At 68.2% G+C, this 22,333-nt stretch carries 20 protein-coding genes; 16 read left to right on the top strand and 4 right to left on the bottom strand.

What is annotated here, in order from left to right:
- Positions 1 to 143: 143 nt before the first annotated feature.
- From ACIBAG_RS37520 to ACIBAG_RS37510, 3 genes are all read left to right on the top strand, one after another.
- On the top strand, positions 144 to 839 hold the full coding sequence (locus ACIBAG_RS37520; protein WP_399111569.1) for an HAD family hydrolase: 696 nt from the start codon (positions 144 to 146) through the stop codon (positions 837 to 839).
- A 424-nt stretch (positions 840 to 1,263) separates the two neighbouring features.
- Entirely contained in the window at positions 1,264 to 2,865 is a 1,602-nt protein-coding gene (locus tag ACIBAG_RS37515) for an ABC transporter substrate-binding protein (protein WP_399111567.1), read from the top strand.
- 99 nt (positions 2,866 to 2,964) lie between these two features.
- Positions 2,965 to 4,545, top strand: coding sequence for an ABC transporter substrate-binding protein (locus tag ACIBAG_RS37510; protein ID WP_399111565.1), 1,581 nt, complete (start codon positions 2,965 to 2,967; stop codon positions 4,543 to 4,545).
- Positions 4,546 to 4,631: 86 nt separating this feature from the next.
- Here the strand turns inward: ACIBAG_RS37510 and ACIBAG_RS37505 are convergent, their stop codons facing one another.
- Complete coding sequence (locus ACIBAG_RS37505) at positions 4,632 to 5,303, bottom strand: response regulator transcription factor (protein ID WP_030946450.1); 672 nt, start codon at positions 5,301 to 5,303, stop codon at positions 4,632 to 4,634.
- Positions 5,304 to 5,317: 14 nt separating this feature from the next.
- On the bottom strand, positions 5,318 to 6,358 hold the full coding sequence (locus ACIBAG_RS37500; protein WP_399111563.1) for a RecB family exonuclease: 1,041 nt from the start codon (positions 6,356 to 6,358) through the stop codon (positions 5,318 to 5,320).
- A gap of 175 nt (positions 6,359 to 6,533) precedes the next feature.
- Between ACIBAG_RS37500 and ACIBAG_RS37495 the strand changes: the two genes are divergently transcribed.
- The 3 genes from ACIBAG_RS37495 to ACIBAG_RS37485 all read left to right on the top strand — a co-directional run bounded on the left by ACIBAG_RS37495 (position 6,534) and on the right by ACIBAG_RS37485 (position 10,062).
- Positions 6,534 to 8,267 carry a site-2 protease family protein gene (locus tag ACIBAG_RS37495; protein ID WP_399111562.1) on the top strand — a complete coding sequence of 578 codons (1,734 nt, stop codon included), beginning with the start codon at positions 6,534 to 6,536 and terminating at the stop codon, positions 8,265 to 8,267.
- A gap of 58 nt (positions 8,268 to 8,325) precedes the next feature.
- Positions 8,326 to 9,228, top strand: coding sequence for a tRNA (adenine-N1)-methyltransferase (locus ACIBAG_RS37490; RefSeq protein WP_399111560.1), 903 nt, complete (start codon positions 8,326 to 8,328; stop codon positions 9,226 to 9,228).
- Between the two features lie 255 nt (positions 9,229 to 9,483).
- Entirely contained in the window at positions 9,484 to 10,062 is a 579-nt protein-coding gene (locus tag ACIBAG_RS37485; RefSeq protein WP_399111558.1) for a hypothetical protein, read from the top strand.
- Positions 10,063 to 10,120: 58 nt separating this feature from the next.
- On the opposite strand, the gene ACIBAG_RS37480 is transcribed toward ACIBAG_RS37485, so the two are convergent.
- A complete protein-coding gene (locus tag ACIBAG_RS37480; protein WP_399111557.1) occupies positions 10,121 to 10,426 on the bottom strand; it encodes a ferredoxin in 306 nt (101 codons plus the stop codon).
- Between the two features lie 245 nt (positions 10,427 to 10,671).
- On the opposite strand from ACIBAG_RS37480, the gene arc reads away from it, so the two are divergent.
- From arc to prcA, 6 genes are all read left to right on the top strand, one after another.
- A complete protein-coding gene (gene arc / locus ACIBAG_RS37475) occupies positions 10,672 to 12,438 on the top strand; it encodes a proteasome ATPase (protein WP_399111555.1) in 1,767 nt (588 codons plus the stop codon).
- 245 nt (positions 12,439 to 12,683) lie between these two features.
- Complete coding sequence (dop, locus tag ACIBAG_RS37470) at positions 12,684 to 14,195, top strand: depupylase/deamidase Dop (protein WP_399111553.1); 1,512 nt, start codon at positions 12,684 to 12,686, stop codon at positions 14,193 to 14,195.
- Between the two features lie 199 nt (positions 14,196 to 14,394).
- Positions 14,395 to 14,613, top strand: a complete 219-nt coding sequence (locus ACIBAG_RS37465) for a ubiquitin-like protein Pup (RefSeq protein WP_399111551.1) — start codon at positions 14,395 to 14,397, stop codon at positions 14,611 to 14,613.
- 49 nt (positions 14,614 to 14,662) lie between these two features.
- Positions 14,663 to 15,256 (top strand): endonuclease VII domain-containing protein, encoded by a 594-nt coding sequence (locus ACIBAG_RS37460; RefSeq protein ID WP_399111549.1) that lies wholly within the window; start codon positions 14,663 to 14,665, stop codon positions 15,254 to 15,256.
- Positions 15,208 to 16,053: a proteasome subunit beta gene (gene prcB, locus ACIBAG_RS37455; RefSeq protein WP_399111547.1), complete on the top strand. Its 846-nt coding sequence runs from the start codon at positions 15,208 to 15,210 to the stop codon at positions 16,051 to 16,053. The genes ACIBAG_RS37460 and prcB overlap by 49 nt, the downstream gene beginning before the upstream one ends.
- A 59-nt stretch (positions 16,054 to 16,112) precedes the next feature.
- Positions 16,113 to 16,883 carry a proteasome subunit alpha gene (gene prcA / locus ACIBAG_RS37450; protein WP_399111545.1) on the top strand — a complete coding sequence of 257 codons (771 nt, stop codon included), beginning with the start codon at positions 16,113 to 16,115 and terminating at the stop codon, positions 16,881 to 16,883.
- A gap of 76 nt (positions 16,884 to 16,959) precedes the next feature.
- On the opposite strand, the gene ACIBAG_RS37445 is transcribed toward prcA, so the two are convergent.
- Entirely contained in the window at positions 16,960 to 17,976 is a 1,017-nt protein-coding gene (locus ACIBAG_RS37445) for a LacI family DNA-binding transcriptional regulator (RefSeq protein ID WP_399111544.1), read from the bottom strand.
- Positions 17,977 to 18,074: 98 nt separating this feature from the next.
- On the opposite strand from ACIBAG_RS37445, the gene ACIBAG_RS37440 reads away from it, so the two are divergent.
- The 4 genes from ACIBAG_RS37440 (at position 18,075) to ACIBAG_RS37425 (ending at position 22,275) form a co-directional block, all read left to right on the top strand.
- Positions 18,075 to 19,334 carry an MFS transporter gene (locus tag ACIBAG_RS37440; RefSeq protein WP_399111542.1) on the top strand — a complete coding sequence of 420 codons (1,260 nt, stop codon included), beginning with the start codon at positions 18,075 to 18,077 and terminating at the stop codon, positions 19,332 to 19,334.
- Between the two features lie 9 nt (positions 19,335 to 19,343).
- Entirely contained in the window at positions 19,344 to 20,705 is a 1,362-nt protein-coding gene (gene pafA / locus ACIBAG_RS37435) for a Pup--protein ligase (RefSeq protein WP_004002535.1), read from the top strand.
- A 138-nt stretch (positions 20,706 to 20,843) separates the two neighbouring features.
- A complete protein-coding gene (locus ACIBAG_RS37430; protein ID WP_399111540.1) occupies positions 20,844 to 21,839 on the top strand; it encodes an FKBP-type peptidyl-prolyl cis-trans isomerase in 996 nt (331 codons plus the stop codon).
- Positions 21,840 to 21,903: 64 nt separating this feature from the next.
- Positions 21,904 to 22,275, top strand: coding sequence for an FKBP-type peptidyl-prolyl cis-trans isomerase (locus tag ACIBAG_RS37425; RefSeq protein WP_030053355.1), 372 nt, complete (start codon positions 21,904 to 21,906; stop codon positions 22,273 to 22,275).
- Positions 22,276 to 22,333 lie beyond the last annotated feature (58 nt).

The following is a 22,333-nucleotide window of genomic DNA, read 5'->3' as shown; positions in this document are numbered from 1 at the left end:
CCCCGACGGTATTCAGGATGTGCCCCGGGCCACGCCGGATAAACGAGGCGCTTCGGTGCGGGCGGACGTACACTGGTCGGTCCACCGCAGGCCGGTTCCCTCGCTGGGAACCGGCCTGATCGTCCCTTCAAGGAGGTACGTGGATGACCAGCACGGTCCCTGCGCCAGTAACCCGTACGGCCGACGGTTCGGCCCTCCAGGCCGTCCTGCTCGACATGGACGGAACCCTGGTGGACACGGAGGGCTTCTGGTGGGACGTCGAGGTCGAGATCTTCGCCGGCCTCGGTCACACCCTCGACGAGACCTGGCGCCATGTCGTGGTCGGCGGCCCCATGAGCCGCAGCGCCGGGTTCCTGATCGAGGCCACCGGCGCCGACATCACCCTCGCCGAACTCACGGTGCTCCTCAACGAGGGCTTCGAGGACCGCATCGACCGCGCCCTGCCGCTGATGCCCGGAGCCGCCCGGCTGCTGGCCGAACTGGCCGAGTACGAGATCCCCACGGCCCTCGTCTCCGCCTCGCACCGGCGCATCATCGACCGTGTGCTCACCTCGCTCGGCCCCCAGCACTTCGCGCTGACCGTCGCCGGCGACGAGGTGCCCCGCACCAAGCCGCACCCGGACCCGTACCTGTTCGCCGCCGCCGGGCTCGGCGCCGACCCGGCCCGCTGCGCCGTCGTCGAGGACACGGCCACCGGCGTCGCCGCCGCCGAGGCCGCCGGCTGCCATGTGGTGGCCGTGCCCTCGGTGGCACCCATCACCCCGGCCGCACGGCGCACCGTGGTGACGTCGCTGGAAGAGGTCGATCTGGCATTTCTGCGCGGTCTGATGGCGGCGTGACAACGGAAATGCGCACGCCGGTTCACGCAGCGTGCAACATCGATAGCGGGGGAATTCCGCAAGGAAATTCGAACGTGCCGGATGGCTGAATTCCGGCGCACCCGAAGACCGTTCAGTTTGTGACGTTCGCCACTTCGTCCGGGGTCGGCGGGCGCCCCGCGCCATGCCGCCCACCCCCAACGAGGGGCTTCGGGTGTGCCCTTGTGTCCCGATTGATGGAACGGTGCACGAATCCTTCCACGGCCAGTCTGCCGGTGTGTCCACACCCCGTTCCGCTCCGTGACGGACCCTTAACTCCGGTGGCTGCGAACCGTCCCGCAGGCGCGGACTAATCTCGTCGCGAGAACATCGCACTTACCCCGTGATCGGCCGCGCCACCCCTGCATGCCGGGTACACGGAGTCGACAGCTGGAGAAACCCGAGCATGAACCGCAAGACTTTGGTGCTGCCGGCCGTCATCGGCCTGCTCGCCCCGGTTGTCGCCGCCTGCGGCGCAGCCGACAGCGGCAGCAGCGGCGACGCGATCGTCGTGGGCACCACGGACTCGTTCACTGCCTCGAAGGACGCTCCCGCGCCACTCGACCCCGCCTACGCCTACGACGTCGGCACCTGGAACATCCTGCGCCAGACCGTGCAGACCCTGATGATCCAGCCGCGCGGCGAGGGCGCCCCCGTCCCCGAGGCCGCCGAGAGCTGCGGCTTCACCGACAGCGGCAACGAACGCTACGCCTGCACCCTGCGCGAGGGCCTGAAGTTCGCGAACGGCGACCCCGTCACCGCCGAGGACGTGAAGTACTCCATCGACCGCGCCCGCTCCCTCAAGGCCGACAGCGGCGTCTTCGCCCTGCTGTCCACCATCGACACCGTCGAGACCAAGGGCGACCGCGAGGTCATCTTCCACCTCAGGACCGCCGACGCCACCTTCCCGTTCAAGCTGTCCACCCCCGTCGCCGGCATCGTCGACCCGGACACCTACGCCAAGGACAAGCTGCGCGACGGCTTCGAGGTCGACGGCTCAGGGCCGTACACCCTCCGGGCCGAGGTCGACAACGACCAGTTGGTCTCCGCCGTGTTCACCAAGAACCCCGACTACAAGGGGAGTCTGACGGTGAACAACGACAAGGTCGAACTGCGCAACTTCGCCGACGCCGACGAGATGGGCACCGCCCTGTCCAAGGGCGACATCGACCTGATGACCCGCACCATGTCGCCCGAGCAGATCCAGAAGCTGTCCGCCGACTCCGACGACACCGTCGACCTCGTCGACATGTCCGGCCTGGAAATCCGCTACCTGGCCTTCAACACCGACGACCCGTCCGTACGCAGCAAGGCCGTCCGCCAGGCGATGGCCCAGGTCATCGACCGCGGCGAACTCGTCTCCAAGGTCTACGGCTCCCAGGCCGAACCCCTGTACTCGCTCGTCCCCGCCAGCATCACCGGCCATTCCAACGCCTTCTTCAACAAGTACGGCGACCCGAGCACCGCCAAGGCCAAGTCCCTGCTGGAGAAGGCCGGCATCACCACCCCGGTGAAGCTGACGCTGCACTACACCACCGACCACTACGGCCCGGCCACGAAGAAGGAGTTCGAGCTGCTCCGGAAGCAGCTCAACGACAGCGGCCTGTTCGACGTCACCATCAAGGGCACCCCCTGGGCGACGTTCCGCCCCGCCGAGCAGAAGGGCGAGTACGAGGTCTACGGCATGGGCTGGTTCCCGGACTTCCCCGACGCCGACAACTACCTCGCGCCGTTCCTCGACAAGGACAACTTCCTCGGCTCGCCGTACACCAACAGCGCCATCCGCAACACCCTCATCCCGGAGTCCCGGCGCGCCGCCGACCGGCTGGCCGCGGTCGGCAGCCTGGAGGACATCCAGAACATCGTCGCGGGCGACGTCCCCGTGATCCCGCTGTGGCAGGGCAAGCAGTACGTCGCCGCGAGCGACGACGTCACCGGTACGGCGTACGCGCTCAACTCGTCCTCCACCCTTCAGCTGTGGGAGCTCGGCCGTGGCGTGAGCGGCTGACGTCTCTCCGTGCCCGGCGCCTGGACCAGGGCGCCGGCACCGGCCCGGGATCCAGGATGCGGCCCGGGCTTCTCACAACCGACGACAAGGCACTCGTACGTGAACATGCGCAACCAGTGGCCGGTCCTGCCCGTCGTGGCAGGGCTGGCCTCCGGCCTGCTGACCGGCTGCGGAACGGAGACGGGGGACACCGGGGGGACCGGGACTTCGGTGGTCATGGGGATGTCCGACGACGTCCTGGCCACCGACCCCGCCTCCGGCTACGACCCCGGCTCCTGGCTGTTGTTCAACAACGTCTTCCAGTCGCTGCTCAGCTTCCCCAAGGGCGCCACCGAACCGCAGCCCGAGGCCGCCGAGCAGTGCGCCTTCTCCGACACCAGGGCCACGGTCTACAAGTGCACCCTCAAGGACGGCCTGAAGTTCAGCAACGGTGACGAACTCACCGCCGCGGACGTCAAGTTCTCCTTCGACCGCATGCTCAAGATCAACGATCCTGACGGCCCCGCGGTCATGTTCCCCACACTCCAGAAGGTGCAGACGCCGGACGACAAGACGGTCGTCTTCCGGCTCAACACCCCCGACGCCACCTTCCCGAGCAAGATAGCCTCCGGCGCCGGCTCCATCGTCAGCGAGGACCAGTACGACGCGGACGGCCTGCGCAAGGACGGCGAGGCCGTCGGCTCCGGCCCGTACAAGCTGGACAAGTTCGACGACGACGAGGCCGTCTTCTCCGTCAACGAGAACTACAAGGGCACCGCCGACGTCCAGAACGACGGCGTGACGCTGAAGTTCTTCCACGGCGACCAGGAGGGCCTGAAGAAGGCGCTGCTCGACAAGCAGGTCGACATCGCCTACCGAGGCCTCACCGCGGGCGACATCGCCGACGTCGAGAAGTCCGGCGACGACTCCGTGGCCGAGGTCGTCGAAGGCGGCAGCGCCGAGGTCCAGCACCTGGTCTTCAACATGGACGACCCGGTCACCGGAAAGCTCGGCGTCCGCAAGGCCATCGCCTACCTCATCGACCGCGACGCCCTCATCAAGGACGTCTACCAGGGCACGGCGACCCCGCTGTACTCGATCATCCCGGCCGGCATCGGCGGCCACAACACGGCCTTCTTCGACACCTACGGCGCCCGCCCCTCCAAGGCCAAGGCCGCCGCCGCCCTGCAGGACGAGGGCATCACCGGCAAGGTCAAGCTGACCCTGTGGTCCACCCCGTCGCGCTACGGCCCCGCCACCGACGACGAGTTGAAGGCGATCGCCAAGCAGCTCAACGACAGCGGCCTGTTCGACGCCGACGTGCAGTCCGTCGCCTTCGACCAGTACGAGAAGGACATCGCCGCCGGCAAGTACGGCGTGTACGTGAAGGGCTGGATCCCGGACTACCCGGACGCCGACAACTTCACCGCCCCCTTCTTCGGCAAGGGCAACGTGCTGGGCAACAACTACGACAACAAGTCGATCACCGCCACGCTCATCCCGCGCACCGCCGCCGAGAGCGACCGCTCCGCCACGGACGACGAGTTCGGGCAGCTCCAGGACATCGTCGCCAAGGAACTCCCCGTCCTCCCGGTCTGGCAGGCCAAGCAGTACGCCGTCACCCACGAGAACGTCTACGGCCTGGAGTACTGCCTCGACGCCTCCACCGTGTTCCGCTTCTGGGAGCTCAGCAAGAGCTGACGGACGGCCGTACACGGCGTACACACACAGAGGGCGCCCCTTCCCGTGAAGGGGCGCCCTCCGCGTCGTCACACCAACTGCTGCTCCTACTGCGCGCCCGGGCGCACCAGACCGCTCTCGTACGCGTACACCGCGGCCTGCACCCGGTCACGCAGACCCAGCTTGGTGAGGACATGGCCGACGTGCGTCTTCACGGTGGTCTCGCTGACGAACAGATCCGCGGCGATCTCCGCGTTGGACAGGCCCCGCGCGACCAGCTTCAGCACCTCCACCTCGCGCTCGGTGAGCGTGTGCAGGGTGTCCGGGACGGGCTCGTCACCGGACGGCAGATGCGTGGCGTACTTGTCGAGCAGCCGGCGCGTGATGCTCGGCGCCAGCATCGCCTCACCGGCCGCCACCACACGGATCGCCTGCACCAGCTCATTGGCCGGGGCGTCCTTCAGCAGAAAGCCGCTGGCGCCCGCCTTCAGCGCCTCCACCACGTACTCGTCGAGATCGAACGTGGTCAGCACCAGCACCTTCGCCGGACCGTCCCGCCCGGGACCGGTGATCTGCCGCGTGGCCTCGACCCCGTCCATGCGGGGCATACGGATGTCCATCAGGACCACGTCGGGCTGCAGGGCCCGTACCTGGTCGAGTGCCTGCAGGCCGTCGCCGGCCTCGCCCACGACCGCGATGTCCTGCTCTGCCTCCAGGATCATCCGGAAGCCGGTACGCAGCAACGGCTGGTCGTCGACCAGTAGGACGCGGATGGCCACGTAAGTCTCCTTCGCTAGTCCGGCCCCATTCTGCCCTGCGGGGCGCCACCGGACTCGGCCACCCTCACCGGCAAGGGGTACGGCGGGGGAGTGCCGCCGAATTCCGGGCAGTGGGCCTGGTGGTCGCACCACCCGCACAGCTTGGTCGGCCGGGGACGCCACTCGCCCGTCCGAGTCGCCAGCCGGATCGCCTCCCACAGCGCGAGCAGCTTGCGCTCGACCCGCTGCAGATCCGCGAGAACCGGGTCGTACGTCAGCACGTCACCGCTGCCGAGATAGACCAGCTGCAACCGACGCGGGACGACCTTCTTCAGCCGCCAGACCACCAGGGCGTAGAACTTCATCTGGAACAGCGCGCCCTCGGCGTACTCCGGCCGCGGCGCCTTGCCCGTCTTGTAGTCGACGATCCGCACCTCACCCGTCGGCGCCACGTCGACCCGGTCGATGATCCCGCGCAACCGCAGCCCCGACTCCAGCTCGGCCTCGACGAACAGCTCACGCTCGGCGGGTTCGAGACGGGTCGGATCCTCGAGGCCGAACCACCGCTCGACCAGTTGCTCCGCCTCCCCGAGCCACGTCGCCAGCCGCACGCCCTCGGGATCGTCCGCGAACAGCTCCACGACCTCCGGCCTGCTCTCCCGCAGCCGCTCCCACTGGCCGGGCACCAGGGACTTGGCCCGCGGAGCCGTCCGCTCCGCCGCCGGGGCGTCGAAGAGCCGCTCCAGCACCGCATGCACCAGCGTGCCCTTGGTCGCCGCCGCACTCGGCTTCTCGGGCAGCCGGTCGATCACCCGGAACCGGTAGAGCAGCGGGCACTGCATGAAGTCACTGGCACGGGAGGGCGACAGCGAAGCCGGCGGTATGGCCGCCCGGCCGCCGCCGGCCACCGCGACCGCACCCGCGCCCGCCTCGACGGCACCCGCCTCGACGGCACCCGCCTCGACCGTCGCCACCGTACTGTCCGTCCCCGCCGGGTCCCCGTCCGCCGCCGGCCCCGTCACGGGCGCGACGTCACCGCCGCAGCCCGCCGCGGCACCCTCCGTGCTCGTCTCCATGACCACAGACCTTACGGCCCGCCACTGACAGTGACCCAGCCGCCGCCGTCACGCCCCCCACGGCGGGGAAAACAGAGGGGGTGCCGGGGAGAAACACGCCACCACGGCCGCATACCATCGACCCGAGACCCTTCCGCCCGCCAGGCGCGGATGACGCTTCGAACGAGGGGAAACCGTGGACGAGAGCGGCAGCGGGCAGCCGCGGTCCGGCAACGAGGAATCGGCCGAGCGCCACGCAACACCTGCGACCCCGGCCACGGGCCCCACACGCCCCGGCACCCCCCGACCCACCGCGGGCCCCGACCAGCCCCCCACGCCACCGGCCGACGAACCGACCATGGTGGTACGGCGCTTGGACCCGCCCCAGAACGACACCGCCGGGAACGCGCCGCACGAGCCCGGGGGAGAGGCCCACGCGCCGAAGCCGACGGCAGCGACGGGCGAGGAAGCCAAGGCCGAAGAACCGAAGGCCGAAGAACCGAAGGCCGAAGAACCGAAGGCGGTAGAACCGAAGGCCGAGGAGCCCAAGGGCGGGCGGCAAGGGCCGGATCCCCACGGCCGCCAGGCCGGGCCGGCGGACACCCGGGACCACAGCACCACAAGCGGCAACGAAACCGGGCAGCAGCCGCAGAGCCCCGGCCGGCAGGCCGCCACCCCCGCCTCCGGCCCCACCGCCGACCACCCCTACGGCCACACCGCTGAGGACCACCGCACCCTCGCCCACACCACAACCAAGGGCCGGCCACCCCGAGCGCCCGAGCCGCGAGGCGGGCTCCTCATGGGACGCCCCTTCGGGGTTCCCGTCTACGTCGCCCCCAGCTGGTTCCTCGTCGCCGCGCTCATCACCTGGGTCTTCGGCGGACAGCTCGACCGCGTCCTGCCCGAACTCGGAGCCGCCCGCTACCTGGTCTCCCTGTTCTTCGCGGTCGCCTTCTACGCCTCCGTCCTCGTCCACGAGCTCGCCCACACCGTCGCCGCCCTCCGCTTCAAACTCCCCGTCCGCCGCATCCAGCTGCAGTTCTTCGGCGGCGTCTCCGAGATCGAGAAAGAAGCCGAGACACCCGGCCGCGAGTTCTGGCTCGCCTTCGTCGGCCCCCTGCTCTCCCTCGCACTCGCCGGCGTCTTCTACGCCGCCATGCAGACCGTCGAACCCGGCACCGTACCCGGCGTCCTGCTGGGCGGCCTGATGGTCTCCAACCTCATCGTGGCCGCCTTCAACCTGCTCCCCGGCCTGCCCCTCGACGGCGGCCGCATGCTCCGTGCCGTCGTCTGGAAGATCACCGGCAAGCCCATGACCGGCACCATCGCCGCCGCCTGGGTCGGCCGCGCCCTCGCCGTCTGCGTCCTCGTCGGTCTGCCCCTGCTCACCCAGTCCGGCGCCCTCGGCTCCGACGCCGTCGACAACGTCGGCATGGACACCGTCATGGACGCCCTGCTCGCCGCCATCCTCGCCGCGATCATCTGGACCGGCGCCGGCAACAGCCTGCGCATGGCCCGCCTGCGCGAACACCTCCCCGAACTGCGCGCCCGCACCCTCACCCGCCGCGCCGTCCCCGTCGAGACCGACACTCCCCTCTCCGAGGCCCTGCGCCGCGCCAACGCCGCCGGCGCCCGCGCCCTCGTCGTCGTCGACCCCGACGGAAACCCCCTCTCCCTCGTCCGCGAGGCCGCCATCGTCGGCGTACCCGAACACCGCCGCCCCTGGGTCGCCGTCAGCGGCCTCGCCCAGGAACTCACCGACGGCATGCGCGTCTCCGCCGAACTCTCGGGAGAAGACCTCCTCGACGCCCTCCGGGCCACCCCCGCCACCGAGTACCTCGTCGTCGAGGAAACCGGCGAGATCTACGGCGTCCTGTCCGCGGCCGACGTCGAGCGCGCCTTCGTCAAGGCCATGGCCCGCCCCAGCTGACCCCCACCGGCACGCACGCGTGGTCGGCGACCCGCTGAAACGCCGGTAGGCTGGTCACATGTCCGAACCGACCGGTGCCGCCCGCAGGCGCGGGCCCTTCAAGGTCGGGGACCAGGTACAGCTGACCGACCCCAAGGGCCGCCACTACACGTTCACGCTCGAAGCCGGGAAGAACTTCCACACCCACAAGGGTTCCTTCCCGCACGATGAACTGATCGGCGCACCCGAGGGCAGCGTTGTCCGCACCACCGGTAACGTCGCCTACCTCGCGCTGCGCCCCCTGCTCCCCGACTACGTCCTGTCCATGCCCCGCGGGGCAGCCGTCGTCTACCCCAAGGACGCGGGGCAGATCCTCGCCTTCGCCGACATCTTCCCCGGCGCACGCGTCGTCGAGGCCGGCGTCGGCTCCGGCTCGCTGAGCAGCTTCCTGCTGCGCGCCATCGGCGACCAGGGCATGCTGCACTCCTACGAGCGCCGCGAGGACTTCGCCGACATCGCCAAGCAGAACGTGGAGCGCTACTTCGGCGGCCCCCACCCCGCCTGGCAGCTCACCGTCGGCGACCTCCAGGACAACCTGAGCGACACCGACGTCGACCGCGTCATCCTCGACATGCTCGCCCCCTGGGAATGCCTCGAAGCCGTCTCCAAGGCACTCGTCCCCGGCGGCATCCTCTGCTGCTACGTCGCCACCACCACCCAGCTCGCCCGGACCGTCGAGTCCATCCGCGAGATCGGCTGCTTCAACGAGCCGACCGCCTGGGAGACGATGATCCGCAACTGGCACATCGAAGGCCTCGCCGTCCGCCCCGACCACCGCATGATCGGCCACACCGGCTTCCTCCTCACCGCACGCCGCCTCGCCGACGGAGTCGAACCCCCCATGCGCCGCCGCCGCCCCGCCAAGGGCGCCTACGGCGAGGACTACGAAGGCCCCAACGCTGACGGAGGCTCCGGCCGCTGAGCCGACCCCCTGCCGCATTCAACGCACAAGCGCTGTGGCCGAGTTCCCCGAACCACTGAGGAACTCGGCCACAGCGCTTCCGCGTTGACGCGCGGCCACCGAACGACAACTCCGACAGTCATACGACACCCCGCCGCACCCCCGAGCGCCCGCATCCGGCACCGGAACTCCACACCCCCGCCGTTCCACCGCACTGTGACGTGTGGCACGATGCTGGGCACCCCACCGGCACAGCCCTCACAGGAGACGCTCCTAGTGCAGCAATCCGCCGTCCCGGAACTGGCACACACCCACACCCGCCCGATCCACTGGCTCGCCACCGCCACAGCGGTAGCCGGAGTCGTGGCGCTCTCCTCGGTCCTGCAGCCCAACTCGGCGACAGCGGCCCAGACAGCCGGCCCGGAAGCGAGGAAAGCCCCGGCCGCCACCACGCCCCCCAACCCCGCGAGCGCCGACTTCCCCCTCCAATGCGGGCCCGTGAAGGCGGTCGTGGTCAAGAAAGCCACAGGCGACCTGGACGGCGACGGCAGCCCCGAAACCGTGGCCGTCGTCCACTGCGACGCCCCCATGGGCACCCCGCCCGACGGCGTCTACGTCCTCACCCACAGCGCCGAGACGGCCACCCCACGAGTCGTCGCCACCCTCGTCAACCCGAAAGACAGCATCACCGTCAGTGACATCGCCGTACGTGACGGAGCAGTCGTCGGCGAACTGCTCGGCTACTCCACCGACGACGTACCCCGCTGCTGCCCCGACGTGAAGAACAGCGCGAAATGGCAGTGGAAGAACGGCGCGTTCGTCCGCTCGACACCCGCCGGCGCCCACAGCGTCTGACCCACACCACCGGCCGTTGTGAGAAATCAGACAGTCGTAACAGCCCGTATCCGCAAGGTCACTCGACGTCCGGACCGAACACCTCGACCTTGTCCGAAACCCGACGCACATGGATGCACTCGCCCGGACACTCCCTCGCCGAGTCCACCACATCCGTGAGAAGCGGCAACGGTACGGGCGTTGTGGCCCCCTCGGCCTGCAAAAGCTCGTCCCCCGCGCCCTTCACATAGGCCAGACCGTCGATGTCCAGCTCAAACACCTCAGGCGCATACTGGACACAGATCCCGTCACCGGTACAGAGCTCCTGGTCGATCCAGACCTCCAGTGCCTCACCCTCGACCCCGGCCGCCTGCTCCACGTTCATCTCTCCTACCGCTTCCTGCGCCGAGCCGTACGGGAATCCGGCCAGCTCTGACGGGTGTTGAACGCTTCGACCCTACCCCCGCCTGGGTTCCAATCATGTGCGGTGGGTATTCCCCTGGCGTGAGGGAGAGCGCAAGGGTGAAGATCGGACACACCCCGACCGTCTTTGTGATCTAGGGGTTTCAATCGACACCCACCCAGGTAGGGTCTGGAAGCGTCCAGCTCCCCTTGGAGGAGGTGAGGACCGTGGCAGCCCACGACGACGACATGAACCGCGGCATCCGCCCGGGACGAGGGTCCGACGACCCGGCCGGGCAGATCGCCTACCTTGAGCAGGAGATCGCCGTCCTGCGACGCAAGCTCGCCGACTCTCCGCGACACACGAGGATTCTCGAAGAGCGGATCGTCGAGCTGCAGACCAACCTGGCCGGCGTGTCCGCACAGAACGAACGACTTGCGAACACGCTCCGTGAGGCCCGCGACCAGATCGTGGCCCTCAAGGAAGAAGTCGACCGGCTCGCACAGCCACCGGCCGGCTTCGGTGTCTTCCTGCAAGCCAACGAGGACGGCACCGCCGACATCTTCACCGGAGGCCGCAAACTCCGCGTGAACGTCAGCCCGAGCGTCGAACTCGACGACCTCCGGCGCGGCCAGGAACTGATGCTCAACGAAGCCCTCAACGTGGTCGAAGCCATGGAGTACGAGAGCGTCGGCGACATCGTCACCCTCAAGGAGATCCTCGAGGACGGCGAACGCGCCCTCGTGGTGGGGCACACCGACGAGGAACGGGTGGTACGGCTCGCCGAGCCGCTGCTGGACGTCACCATCCGCCCCGGCGACGCCCTCCTGCTCGAACCCCGCTCCGGCTACGTCTACGAGGTCGTCCCCAAGAGCGAAGTCGAGGAACTCGTCCTCGAAGAAGTACCGGACATCGGCTACGAACAGATCGGCGGCCTGGGCAACCAGATCGAAATGATCCGCGACGCCGTCGAGCTCCCGTACCTCTACCCCGACCTGTTCAAGGAGCACGAACTGCGGCCGCCCAAGGGCGTCCTCCTGTACGGGCCCCCCGGATGCGGCAAGACACTCATCGCCAAGGCCGTCGCCAACTCACTGGCCAAAAAGGTCGCCGAAGTCACCGGCCAGGCCCAGGGCAAGAGCTTCTTCCTCAACATCAAGGGCCCCGAGCTCCTCAACAAATACGTCGGCGAAACCGAACGACAGATCCGCCTCGTCTTCCAGCGCGCACGCGAGAAGGCCAGCGAGGGAACACCCGTCATCGTCTTCTTCGACGAAATGGAATCCCTCTTCCGCACCCGCGGCTCCGGCGTCAGCTCCGACGTGGAAAACACCATCGTCCCCCAGCTGCTCGCCGAGATCGACGGCGTCGAAGGCCTCCAGAACGTGGTCGTCATCGGCGCCTCCAACCGCGAGGACATGATCGACCCGGCCATCCTGCGCCCCGGCCGACTCGACGTGAAGATCAAAATCGAACGTCCCGACGCCGAGGCCGCCAAGGACATCTTCGGCAAGTACCTCACCGAACGCCTCCCCCTGCACTCCGAAGACCTCGGCGAGCACGGAGGCAGCAAGGCGACCACGGTCCAGAGCATGATCCAGACCGCCGTCGAGCAGATGTACGCCGAATCCGAGGAAAACCGCTTCCTGGAAGTCACCTACGCCAACGGCGACAAGGAAGTCCTCTACTTCAAGGACTTCAACTCCGGCGCCATGATCGAAAACATCGTGGGCCGCGCCAAGAAAATGGCGATCAAGGACTTCCTCGAACACAACCAGAAGGGCCTCCGCGTCTCCCACCTCCTCCAGGCATGCGTGGACGAGTTCAAGGAGAACGAAGACCTGCCCAACACCACCAACCCGGACGACTGGGCCCGCATCTCCGGAAAGAAGGGCGAGCGGATCGTCTACATCCGCACCCTCATCACCGGAAAGCAGGGCGCGGACACCGGACGCTCCATCGACACGGTGGCCAACACCGGTCAGTACCTGTAAAAAACAGGGCGGCTGCGGGTGCCCTCACCGGGTACCCGCAGCCCACTGTTTTTCCGGCCACCACCGGACCACAAGGCGTGCAAGGCAATGACGCAAATGATCTCCCCACCAGCGCAAAGGCGTTCTAGGCTCTTCCATACCGCCGAGTCGCGCAGTGCGGGGACGGGCACCGCACACGCAACCGAGCGCCAGCGGTATCTGCGCGGCGCCCACGACCGAGGGTGCCGCCGGGCAAGGAGGGCCGCATGACCGTACGGCGAGTAATGGGCATCGAGACGGAGTACGGGATCTCCGTCCCCGGCCACCCCAACGCCAATGCCATGCTCACCTCATCCCAGATCGTCAACGCCTACGCGGCGGCGATGCACCGGGCCCGCCGGGCCCGCTGGGACTTCGAGGAGGAGAACCCGCTGCGCGACGCGCGAGGCTTCGACCTCGCCCGCGAGGCCGCCGACGCCAGCCAGCTCACCGACGAGGACATCGGCCTGGCCAACGTCATCCTCACCAACGGAGCGCGACTCTACGTCGACCACGCACACCCCGAATACAGCGCGCCCGAGGTCACCAACCCCCGCGACGCCGTCCTGTGGGACAAAGCCGGCGAACGGATCATGGCCGAAGCCGCCGAACGCGCCGCCCAGCTCCCCGGCGCCCAGCCCATCCACCTCTACAAGAACAACACCGACAACAAAGGCGCCTCCTACGGCACGCACGAGAACTACCTGATGAAGCGGGAAACCCCCTTCTCGGACATCGTGCGCCACCTCACCCCCTTCTTCGTCTCCCGCCAGGTCTTCGCCGGAGCCGGCCGCGTCGGCATCGGCCAGGACGGCCACGAACACGGCTTCCAGCTCAGCCAGCGGGCCGACTACTTCGAGGTCGAGGTGGGGCTGGAGACCACCTTGAAGCGCCCGATCATCAATACGCGCGACGAGCCGCACGCCGACGCGGAGAAATACCGCCGCCTCCACGTGATCATCGGCGACGCGAACCTGTCCGAAATCTCGACGTACCTGAAACTGGGGACCACGGCCCTGGTCCTCTCCATGATCGAGGACAGCTTCATCGCGGTGGACCTGGCCGTCGACCAGCCCGTGCGCACCTTGCACCAGGTGTCCCACGACCCGTCCCTCAAGCGCCTGGTCACGCTCCGTAGCGGCCGCACGCTGACCGCGGTGCAACTCCAGATGGAGTACTTCGAACTCTCGCGCAAATACGTCGAGGAACGCTTCGGCGCGGACGCGGACGAACAGACCAAGGACATCCTGTCCCGCTGGGAGGACACCCTCAACCGCCTGGAGAGGGATCCCATGAGCCTCGCCGGCGAGCTGGACTGGGTCGCCAAGCGAGAGCTCATGGAGGGCTACCGGCGCCGCGACAACCTGGACTGGGATGCCGCGAAGCTCCACCTCCTCGACCTCCAGTACGCCGACGTACGCCCCGAGAAGGGCCTCTACAACCGCCTCGCGGCCCGCGGCCGCATGAAGCGGCTCATGGACGAGGAAACCGTGGAACGGGCCAAGGCGAAGCCCCCGGAGGACACCCGCGCCTACTTCCGCGGCCGCTGCCTGGAGCAGTACGCCGACGACGTCGCCGCGGCCTCCTGGGACTCGGTCATCTTCGACCTCCCCGGCCGCGACTCCCTCCAGCGCGTTCCAACCCTCGAACCACTTCGCGGAACGCGAAATCACGTCAAGGAACTCCTGGACCGCTGCCGCACCGCGGAAGACCTGGTCAGGGTCCTGTCAGGAGGCTGAGGGGTACCCGGGCGGTCCCGGCCGGAGATCGGCCGGACAGGGTGGAAAACCCGGCCGCCGGGAATCATCGAGGTGGCCCCCGTACGTTGGAGAAACTGCGGGGCCGATGTCAGACCCGGCTTGTAGGGTCTGATCATCACCGATCGGCAGGAAAGCCGACCTGTCGACCATGTCGGGCGAACTGAGCGGGGTGAGGGATATGGCAACCAAGGACACCGGCGGCGGACAGCAGAAGGCCACGCGCTCTTCTGAGGAGGTCGAGGAGCAGGCGGCTGAGGCGCAGGCTTCTGAGGACCTCAAGGAGCGGCACGAGAAGCTGAGCGATGACGTGGACTCCGTCCTGGACGAGATTGACGACGTCTTGGAGGAGAACGCAGAGGATTTCGTGCGTAGCTTCGTTCAAAAGGGTGGACAGTAAGGCCCATTTAACCTTCGAATCGAAGGTTGGGCGGCGGGGGAGTCTGCAAGTGTCCGACGAGCGAGAAGCCAAGAAGTGTTCGCGGTGCCAGGAGAGCAAACCGCGGTCGGCTTTCGCGAGCAACAAATCCATGCGTGATGGTCTCCAGGCGTACTGCCGGGAGTGCTCTGCGGAGTACTACCGGCAGCGCCAGGAGGCCAAGGGGCGGGCGGTGCGCGAGAAGGTTCCCGTCCCGCCGGGCCACAAGCACTGCCGGGGCTGCGGCGAGGTGAAGCCCCACAGTGAATGGCATCGCAAGACCAGTGCGCCCGATGGCCTTGCCAGCCGCTGTAAGGCCTGCAAGGCGGCTACTGATCCCGCAGGCCACCTTCGTCGGAAGTACGGCCTCACTGAAGCTCAGCGCGACGAAATGGTGGCCGCCCAGATGGGGCTCTGCGTGATCTGTCTCAAGGCTCCTGCCGTTCATGTGGATCATTGCCACAAGACGGGTAGGGTCCGTGGCGTACTGTGCTTCAACTGCAATTCCGGCCTCGGCCTGTTGAGGGATGACCCTGACGTGATCAACCGAGCTGCCGACTACCTGGAAGGAAACGCGTGGAAGCCAACACTCGTAGCACCGGGCGTCTACCAGCTGCCTTCCTGACGCCTGGGTCGTCCTCGTTCATGGACTTCCTCTCCGAGCACCAGCCGGAGCTGCTGCCCGGCAAGCGTCAACTCCCGCCCACGCAGGGCGTGATCGAGGCGCCGCACGGCACCACGATCGTGGCCGTGACGTTCCCCGGTGGCGTCGTGCTCGCCGGTGACCGTCGCGCGACCATGGGCAACGTCATCGCCCAGCGTGACATCGAGAAGGTGTTCCCGGCCGACGAGTACTCGGCCGTCGGTATCGCCGGCACCGCCGGTCTCGCCGTCGAGATGGTCAAGCTCTTCCAGTTGGAGCTGGAGCACTTCGAGAAGGTCGAGGGTGCGCAGCTGTCGCTGGAAGGCAAGGCGAACCGCTTGTCGACCATGATCCGTTCCAACCTCGGCATGGCCATGCAGGGGCTCGCCGTGGTGCCCCTCTTCGCTGGTTACGACGTCGACCGGGAGAAGGGGCGGATCTTCTCCTACGACGTGACGGGTGGCCGCTCCGAGGAGACCGGCTTCGCCGCCACTGGCTCGGGTTCGATCTTCGCGCGTGGCGCCATGAAGAAGCTCTTCCGTGATGACCTGAGCGAGGCCGAGGCCACGACGCTCGTGGTGCAGGCCCTGTATGACGCGGCTGACGACGACTCGGCGACCGGTGGTCCCGATGTCGCCCGCCGGATCTACCCGATCGTCACCGTGATCACCGAGGACGGCTTCCGCCGGCTCAGCGATGACGAGTCCTCCGAGATCGCCCGTTCCATTCTGGAGCGGCGTCTGGAGCAGCCCGACGGCCCGCGGGCCGCGCTGCTGTAGCGGCGGCTGGGTCTTATCAAGGTGATCCTGTGACTTCGACAGAAAGGGACGGATAACCGGTGTCGACGCCGTTCTATGTCTCACCTCAGCAGGCCATGGCCGACCGGGCGGAGTACGCCCGTAAGGGCATCGCTCGTGGTCGCAGCCTGGTCGTGCTGCAGTATGCCGACGGCATTGTGTTCGTCGGCGAGAACCCGTCCCGTGCGCTGCACAAGTTCAGCGAGATCTATGACCGGATCGGTTTCGCGGCGGCCGGTAAGTACAACGAGTACGAGAATCTGCGGATCGGTGGCGTCCGCTACGCCGATCTTCGTGGTTACACCTATGACCGTGATGACGTGACCGCTCGTGGTCTGGCGAACGTCTACGCCCAGACGCTGGGCACGATCTTCTCTTCGGCGGCCGAGAAGCCGTATGAGGTGGAGCTGGTCGTCGCCGAGGTGGGCGAGACGCCCGAGGGTGACCAGATTTACCGGCTGCCGCATGACGGCTCGATCGTGGACGAGCACGGCTCGGTCGCGGTCGGTGGTAATGCCGAGTTGATCAGTAACTATCTGGATCAGCGTCATCAGGACGGCATGAGCCTCGCCGAGGCCCTCAAGCTGGCCGTCCAGGCCCTGTCTCGCGAGTCGAACGGCACGCAGCGGGAGATTCCCGCCGAGCGCCTGGAGGTCGCGGTGCTGGACCGTACGCGTCCGCAGTCGCGGAAGTTCAAGCGTATTGTCGGCCGTCAGCTGGCCCGGCTGCTGGAGGCGGACGGTGCGGCAACGGAGGCCGAGAGCGCCGATGGCGCGGAGGGTTCCGAGGAGTCCGGCGCCTCCGAGGAGTAGTCCCTGGTTGCTTCACTCGCCCCTTCTGTGCCCTGGCCGACTGTTCGGCCGGGGCACAGTGCGTTTCAGGGGGCTGTTATGGCGCCCTGGGCGGCGCTGTGGAGCCTCGGACGACGAGCTCGACCGGAATGTCGCCCTCCTGGGGTTCGCGGCCGTCCAGGACGGCCAGGAGGGCTTGCATGCCGCGTTCGCCGAAGAGCTCGGCGTCGAGGCGGACGGTGGTGAGTTCGGGGTCGATGGCGGTGGCGAGGGCGAGGTCGTCCAGGCCGGTGACGGAGATGTCGTCGGGGATGCGCAGGCCGAGGCGGCGTACGGCCTTGTAGGCGCCGGCGGCGAGTTTGTCGTCGTCGCAGACGATGGCGGTGGGGCGGGGGCCTTTGGCGGAGAGGGCTGTCGCTGTGGCGGTGAGGGCGCCGTCGATGGAGATGGGGGCGCTGACGGTGAGCAGTGAGGTGCCGGGTACTTCGCCGATGCGGGTGGCGAGCTCGCGTGCGCGTACGTCGAAGGTCCAGGAGGCGACGTCGGCTGCGAGGTGGAGGATGCGGCGGTGGCCGAGGTTCAGGAGGTGTTCGGCGACCTGGCGGACGCCGTCGGTGATGTCGAGGTTGACGGTGGCGGCGCCGAGGCTGCCGGCCGGGTCGCTGTCGAGCATGACGAGGGGGAGTTGGTCGCCGCGGATGGCGGTGAGGGCGTCGGCGGCCATGGAGGAGGCGATGACGCCGTCGAGGGCGGCTTGGGCGGAGGCGAAGGGGTCGCGGGCGGGGCCGATGCCTTCGGGGGAGGGGTAGAGGACGACGCCGAAGCCGTGTTGGGCGGCGACGCGGGCGGCGCCGGTGTAGACGCCTGCGAAGAATTCGGTGGTGAGGGCGGGGACCACCAGGAGTACGGTCCGGGTGTGGCCGAGGCGGAGGTTACGGGCGGCGAGGTTGGGCCGGTAGCCGAGTTCGCGGGCTGCCTGGCGTACGCGTTCGGCTGTGGCCTCGGAGACGCGGCCGCGCCACTTGTCGCCGAGGACGAGTGAGACCGCGGCCTGGGACACTCCCGCCGCTTGGGCGACGTCCCGGCTGGTGGGGCGGGTGCTGCCGTGTGCCACCGTGCACCTGCTTCTTCGTCTGGACTCCTGAACAGCGCACATGGTACGTATGACGAAGGACGTTATACGTAAAACTTCAGCGGAGGGCGGCGCGGCCGATGACCGGCGCATACGTGGAGATCCTCAGGGCGAGGCATGCGGCCCGGCTGCTCGTGGGCACGCTGGTGGGCCGGTTGCCGAACGCCGTCGCCTCGCTCGCGATCATGCTGTTCGTGCGTGCGGAGGGTGGTTCGTACAGCCTGGCGGGAGGGCTGGCGGCGGTGTACGGAGTCACCAACGCCGTGGGGCAGCCGTTGCTGGGTCGGCTGGTGGACCTGTACGGCCAGCCGCGGGTGCAGTTGCCCGCGGCGGTTGCCTCGGGCCTGGCCATGGCCGTGTTCGCGTTCGTGGGCATCGGCCCGCTGCCGCTCGCCTATGCGGCCGTGGCGGCCTCCGGGCTGTTCGCGCCGCCGCTGGAGGGCGGCCTGCGGGCGCTGTGGTCGTCGGTCCTGCCCAAGGAGGGCCAGGTGCACGCGGCGTACGCGATGGACGCGGTGGCGCAGGAAGTCATGTTCACGGTCGGACCGTTGCTGCTGACGCTGTGCACGTCGTTGTGGTCGGCGCAGGCGGCGCTGCTCGTGCTGAACGTGGTGGGGGTGCTGGGCGCGCTCTCGGTGGTCGTGTCGCCGCCTTCGCGGGCGTGGCGTTCGGCGCCGCGTGAGGCGCACTGGCTGGGGGCGCTGCGTTCGGCCGGTCTGGTGGCGTTGCTGGCCTCGTTCCTGTTCGTCGGGGTGGCGATGGGGTCGATCGCGGTGGCGGCGGTGTCGTATGCGGACGACAACGGCGGTGACGCGGTGTACGGCTGGCTGATGGCGGGTCTGGGGTTGGGTGCGCTGGTGGGTGGCACGGTGTACGGGGCGCGGCAGTGGGGCGGGGATCCGGCGCGGCGACTGCGGCTGCTGGTGGCGCTTCTGGCGGTGTGTTATCTGCCGCTGATGCTGATGCCGGGGGCGTTCGCGATGACGCTGCTGGCCGTGCTCGCGGGGGTGTTCCTGGCGCCGTGCATCGCCTGTGCGTTCGTGCTGGTGGACCGGCACGCGCCGCGTGGGACGGTCACCGAGGCGTTCTCGTGGCTGGTGACGACGTTCACGGTGGGTGCGTCGGTCGGAACGGGTCTGGCGGGGCCGGTGGTCGAGGCGGGCGGGGCGCTGTGGGGGTTCGTCGTGCCGGGTGCCGCGGGGGCCGTGTCGTTGCTGGTCCTGTTGGGTACGGGGCGGGTCCTCGCAGCTCCCGCCCGGGGTGCGGTGGTTGCGGCTTCATCGGAAAATGATCCAAACCGTGCTGTCGAACCCCGTTTCAGCTCAGGGGATCGGGCGTAATGTTCAGTCATGGACCGCCGCATTTTCGGGCTGGAGAACGAGTACGGCGTCACGTGCACGTTCAGGGGACAGCGCCGCCTGTCGCCTGACGAGGTGGCGCGGTACCTCTTCCGCCGTGTCGTGTCATGGGGCCGTAGCAGCAATGTCTTTCTGCGAAACGGCGCCCGCCTCTATCTCGACGTGGGTTCGCATCCGGAATACGCGACACCGGAATGCGACAACGTGATCGAACTGGTCACCCACGACAAGGCCGGCGAACGCATTCTGGAAGGACTCCTGGTAGACGCGGAACGACGCCTGCACGAGGAGGGAATCGCGGGCGACGTCTACCTCTTCAAGAACAACACCGACTCGGCGGGCAACTCCTACGGGTGTCACGAGAACTATCTCGTGGCGCGGCACGGGGAGTTCTCCCGGCTCGCGGACATCCTCATCCCGTTCCTGGTCACCAGGCAGCTTCTGTGCGGCGCCGGCAAGGTGCTGCAGACCCCGCGGGGCGCGGTGTACTGCGTCAGTCAGCGGGCCGAGCACATCTGGGAGGGCGTCTCCTCGGCGACGACGCGTTCCCGGCCGATCATCAACACCCGCGACGAGCCGCACGCGGACGCCGAGCGCTATCGGCGGCTGCATGTCATCGTGGGTGACTCGAACATGTCCGAAACGACCATGCTGCTGAAGGTCGGCGCGACCGATCTGGTGCTGCGCATGATCGAGGCGGGCACGGTGATGCGGGATCTGACCCTGGAGAACCCGATCCGGGCGATCCGCGAGGTCAGCCACGACATCACGGGCCGCCGCAAGGTGCGCCTGGCCAGTGGCCGGGAGGCGTCGGCGCTGGAGGTGCAGCGCGAGTACTACGAGAAGGCCGTGGACTTCTGTGAGCGCCGCGGTATCCGTACCGGCACCGTCGAGCAGGTCCTGGAGCTGTGGGGCCGCACGCTGGAGGCGATCGAGTCCGAGGACCTCGACCGCATCGGCACGGAGATCGACTGGGTGATGAAGTACAAGCTCATCGAGCGGTACCGGGCCAAGCACAACATGACCATGTCGCATCCGCGGGTCGCGCAGATAGACCTCGCGTATCACGACATCCACCGCCGTCGCGGCCTGTACTACCTGCTGGAGAAGAAGGGCCAAGCCGCGCGTATCTGCAACGACTTGAAGATCTTCGAGGGCAAGTCCGTTCCGCCGCAGACGACCAGGGCGCGGCTGCGCGGTGACTTCATCCGCAGGGCTCAGGAGCAGCGCCGGGACTTCACCGTCGACTGGGTCCATCTGAAGCTCAACGACCAGGCTCAGCGCACGGTGTTGTGCAAGGACCCGTTCCGTTCGGTGGACGACCGGGTGGAGAAACTGATCGCCGGTATGTGAGTGACGTGTTGCGGATGATCGGGTCTGATCGTCCGGAACGCAACACGGGCGCCGTACGTTTCCCGTACGGCGCCCTTCTCACGCCGTAGAGTTGCGCGCACGCCATCCACAAGATCGACCGATTACGAGGCCCCCACCGTGCGCCGACGCTCACTTCTCATCGCCGTACCCGCAGGAATGGTCACGCTCGCCGCATGCGGCGACGACAAGGACGACTCGAGCAAGGCGAGCGAGAGCGCGTCACCCTCGGCCCCGCAGGCCGCGCCGTCGCCGAAGATCGTGGACGGTCCGGTGCCGGCGATCACGGCGGGTACGAAGTTCGGGCAGAAGCCGACGGTCGCCAAGGGCAGCGGCGATCCGTCGAAGGACCTCGCGGTGAAGACGGTGATCGCGGGCGGCGGCAAGGTCGTGGCCGAGAACGACTACATCCAGGCCCACTACCTCGGCCAGGTCTGGGACACCGCGAAGGTCTTCGCCAACTCCTACGACGCCAAGACGACGGCGCTCGTCCCGCTCGCACAGGGCCAGATCTACGAGGGCTGGCGGTACGGGCTGGTCGGCAAGAAGGTCGGCAGCCGAGTCGAGATGGCCGTCCCCCCGACCTGGGGCTACGGCGAGGAGGGCAACGCGCAGGCCGGGATCAAGGGCACCGACACCCTGGTGTTCGTGGTCGACGTCCAGGACACGTTCAGCACGAAGAGCTCCGCCAAGGGCACCGAGGTCGCGCAGGACAATGTCGACCTGCCCAAGGTCGGCACCAACACCGACGGCAAGGCGCCCTCCATCGAGATCCCCAAGACGGACCCGCCCAAGAAGCTGGTGGCGAACTACGTCATCGAGGGCGACGGCGACGAGCTCACCGCGCAGAACACGGTGCTCGTGCAGTACAAGGGCGTGCAGTGGGACACCGGCAAGGAGTTCGACTCGACGTATGCCAACAAGCAGCTGACGTCGTTCTCGCTGCAGCAGGTCGTCAAGGGCTGGTCGCAGGGGCTGACCGGGAAGAAGGTCGGCAGCCGGGTGCTGATCGTGATCCCGCCGGAGCTGGGCTACGGCGACAACCCGCCGCAGGGCAGCGGCATCGCCAAGGGCGCCACTCTCGTCTTCAGCGTGGACATCCTGGCGAAGATGTGACGCCGCCCGAGGTGATGAAAGACTGGGGCCGTCGCCTTTCCACAACAAGCATGGAGCGTTAGACGTGAGCATCGACAAGCCCGAGATCGACTTCCCGGGCGGCGAGCCGCCGGCGGACCTCGAGATCAAGGACATCTGGGAGGGCGACGGCGCGGTTGCGCAGGCGGGCCAGACCGTCACCGTCCACTACGTGGGTGTCGCCTTCAGCACGGGTGAGGAGTTCGACGCCAGCTGGAACCGCGGTACGCCGTTCCGCTTCCCGCTGGGTGGCGGCCGTGTCATCAAGGGCTGGGACCAGGGCGTGCAGGGCATGAAGGTCGGCGGCCGCCGCCAGCTGACCATTCCGGCGCACCTCGCCTACGGCAACCAGAGCCCGACCCCGGCGATCAAGCCCGGTGAGACGCTGATCTTCGTGGTCGACCTGCTCGGCGTCTGATCGTCGCGCCCGACCCGTCGTATCCGGTCGTCGCCTGTGATCGGCGGACGACCGGACC

This window comes from Streptomyces sp. NPDC051243 (assembly GCF_044455405.1).
Taxonomy (GTDB): domain Bacteria; phylum Actinomycetota; class Actinomycetes; order Streptomycetales; family Streptomycetaceae; genus Streptomyces.
Note: the sequence above shows the minus strand (reverse complement) of the source record. Positions and strands in the feature narration are given on the sequence as shown.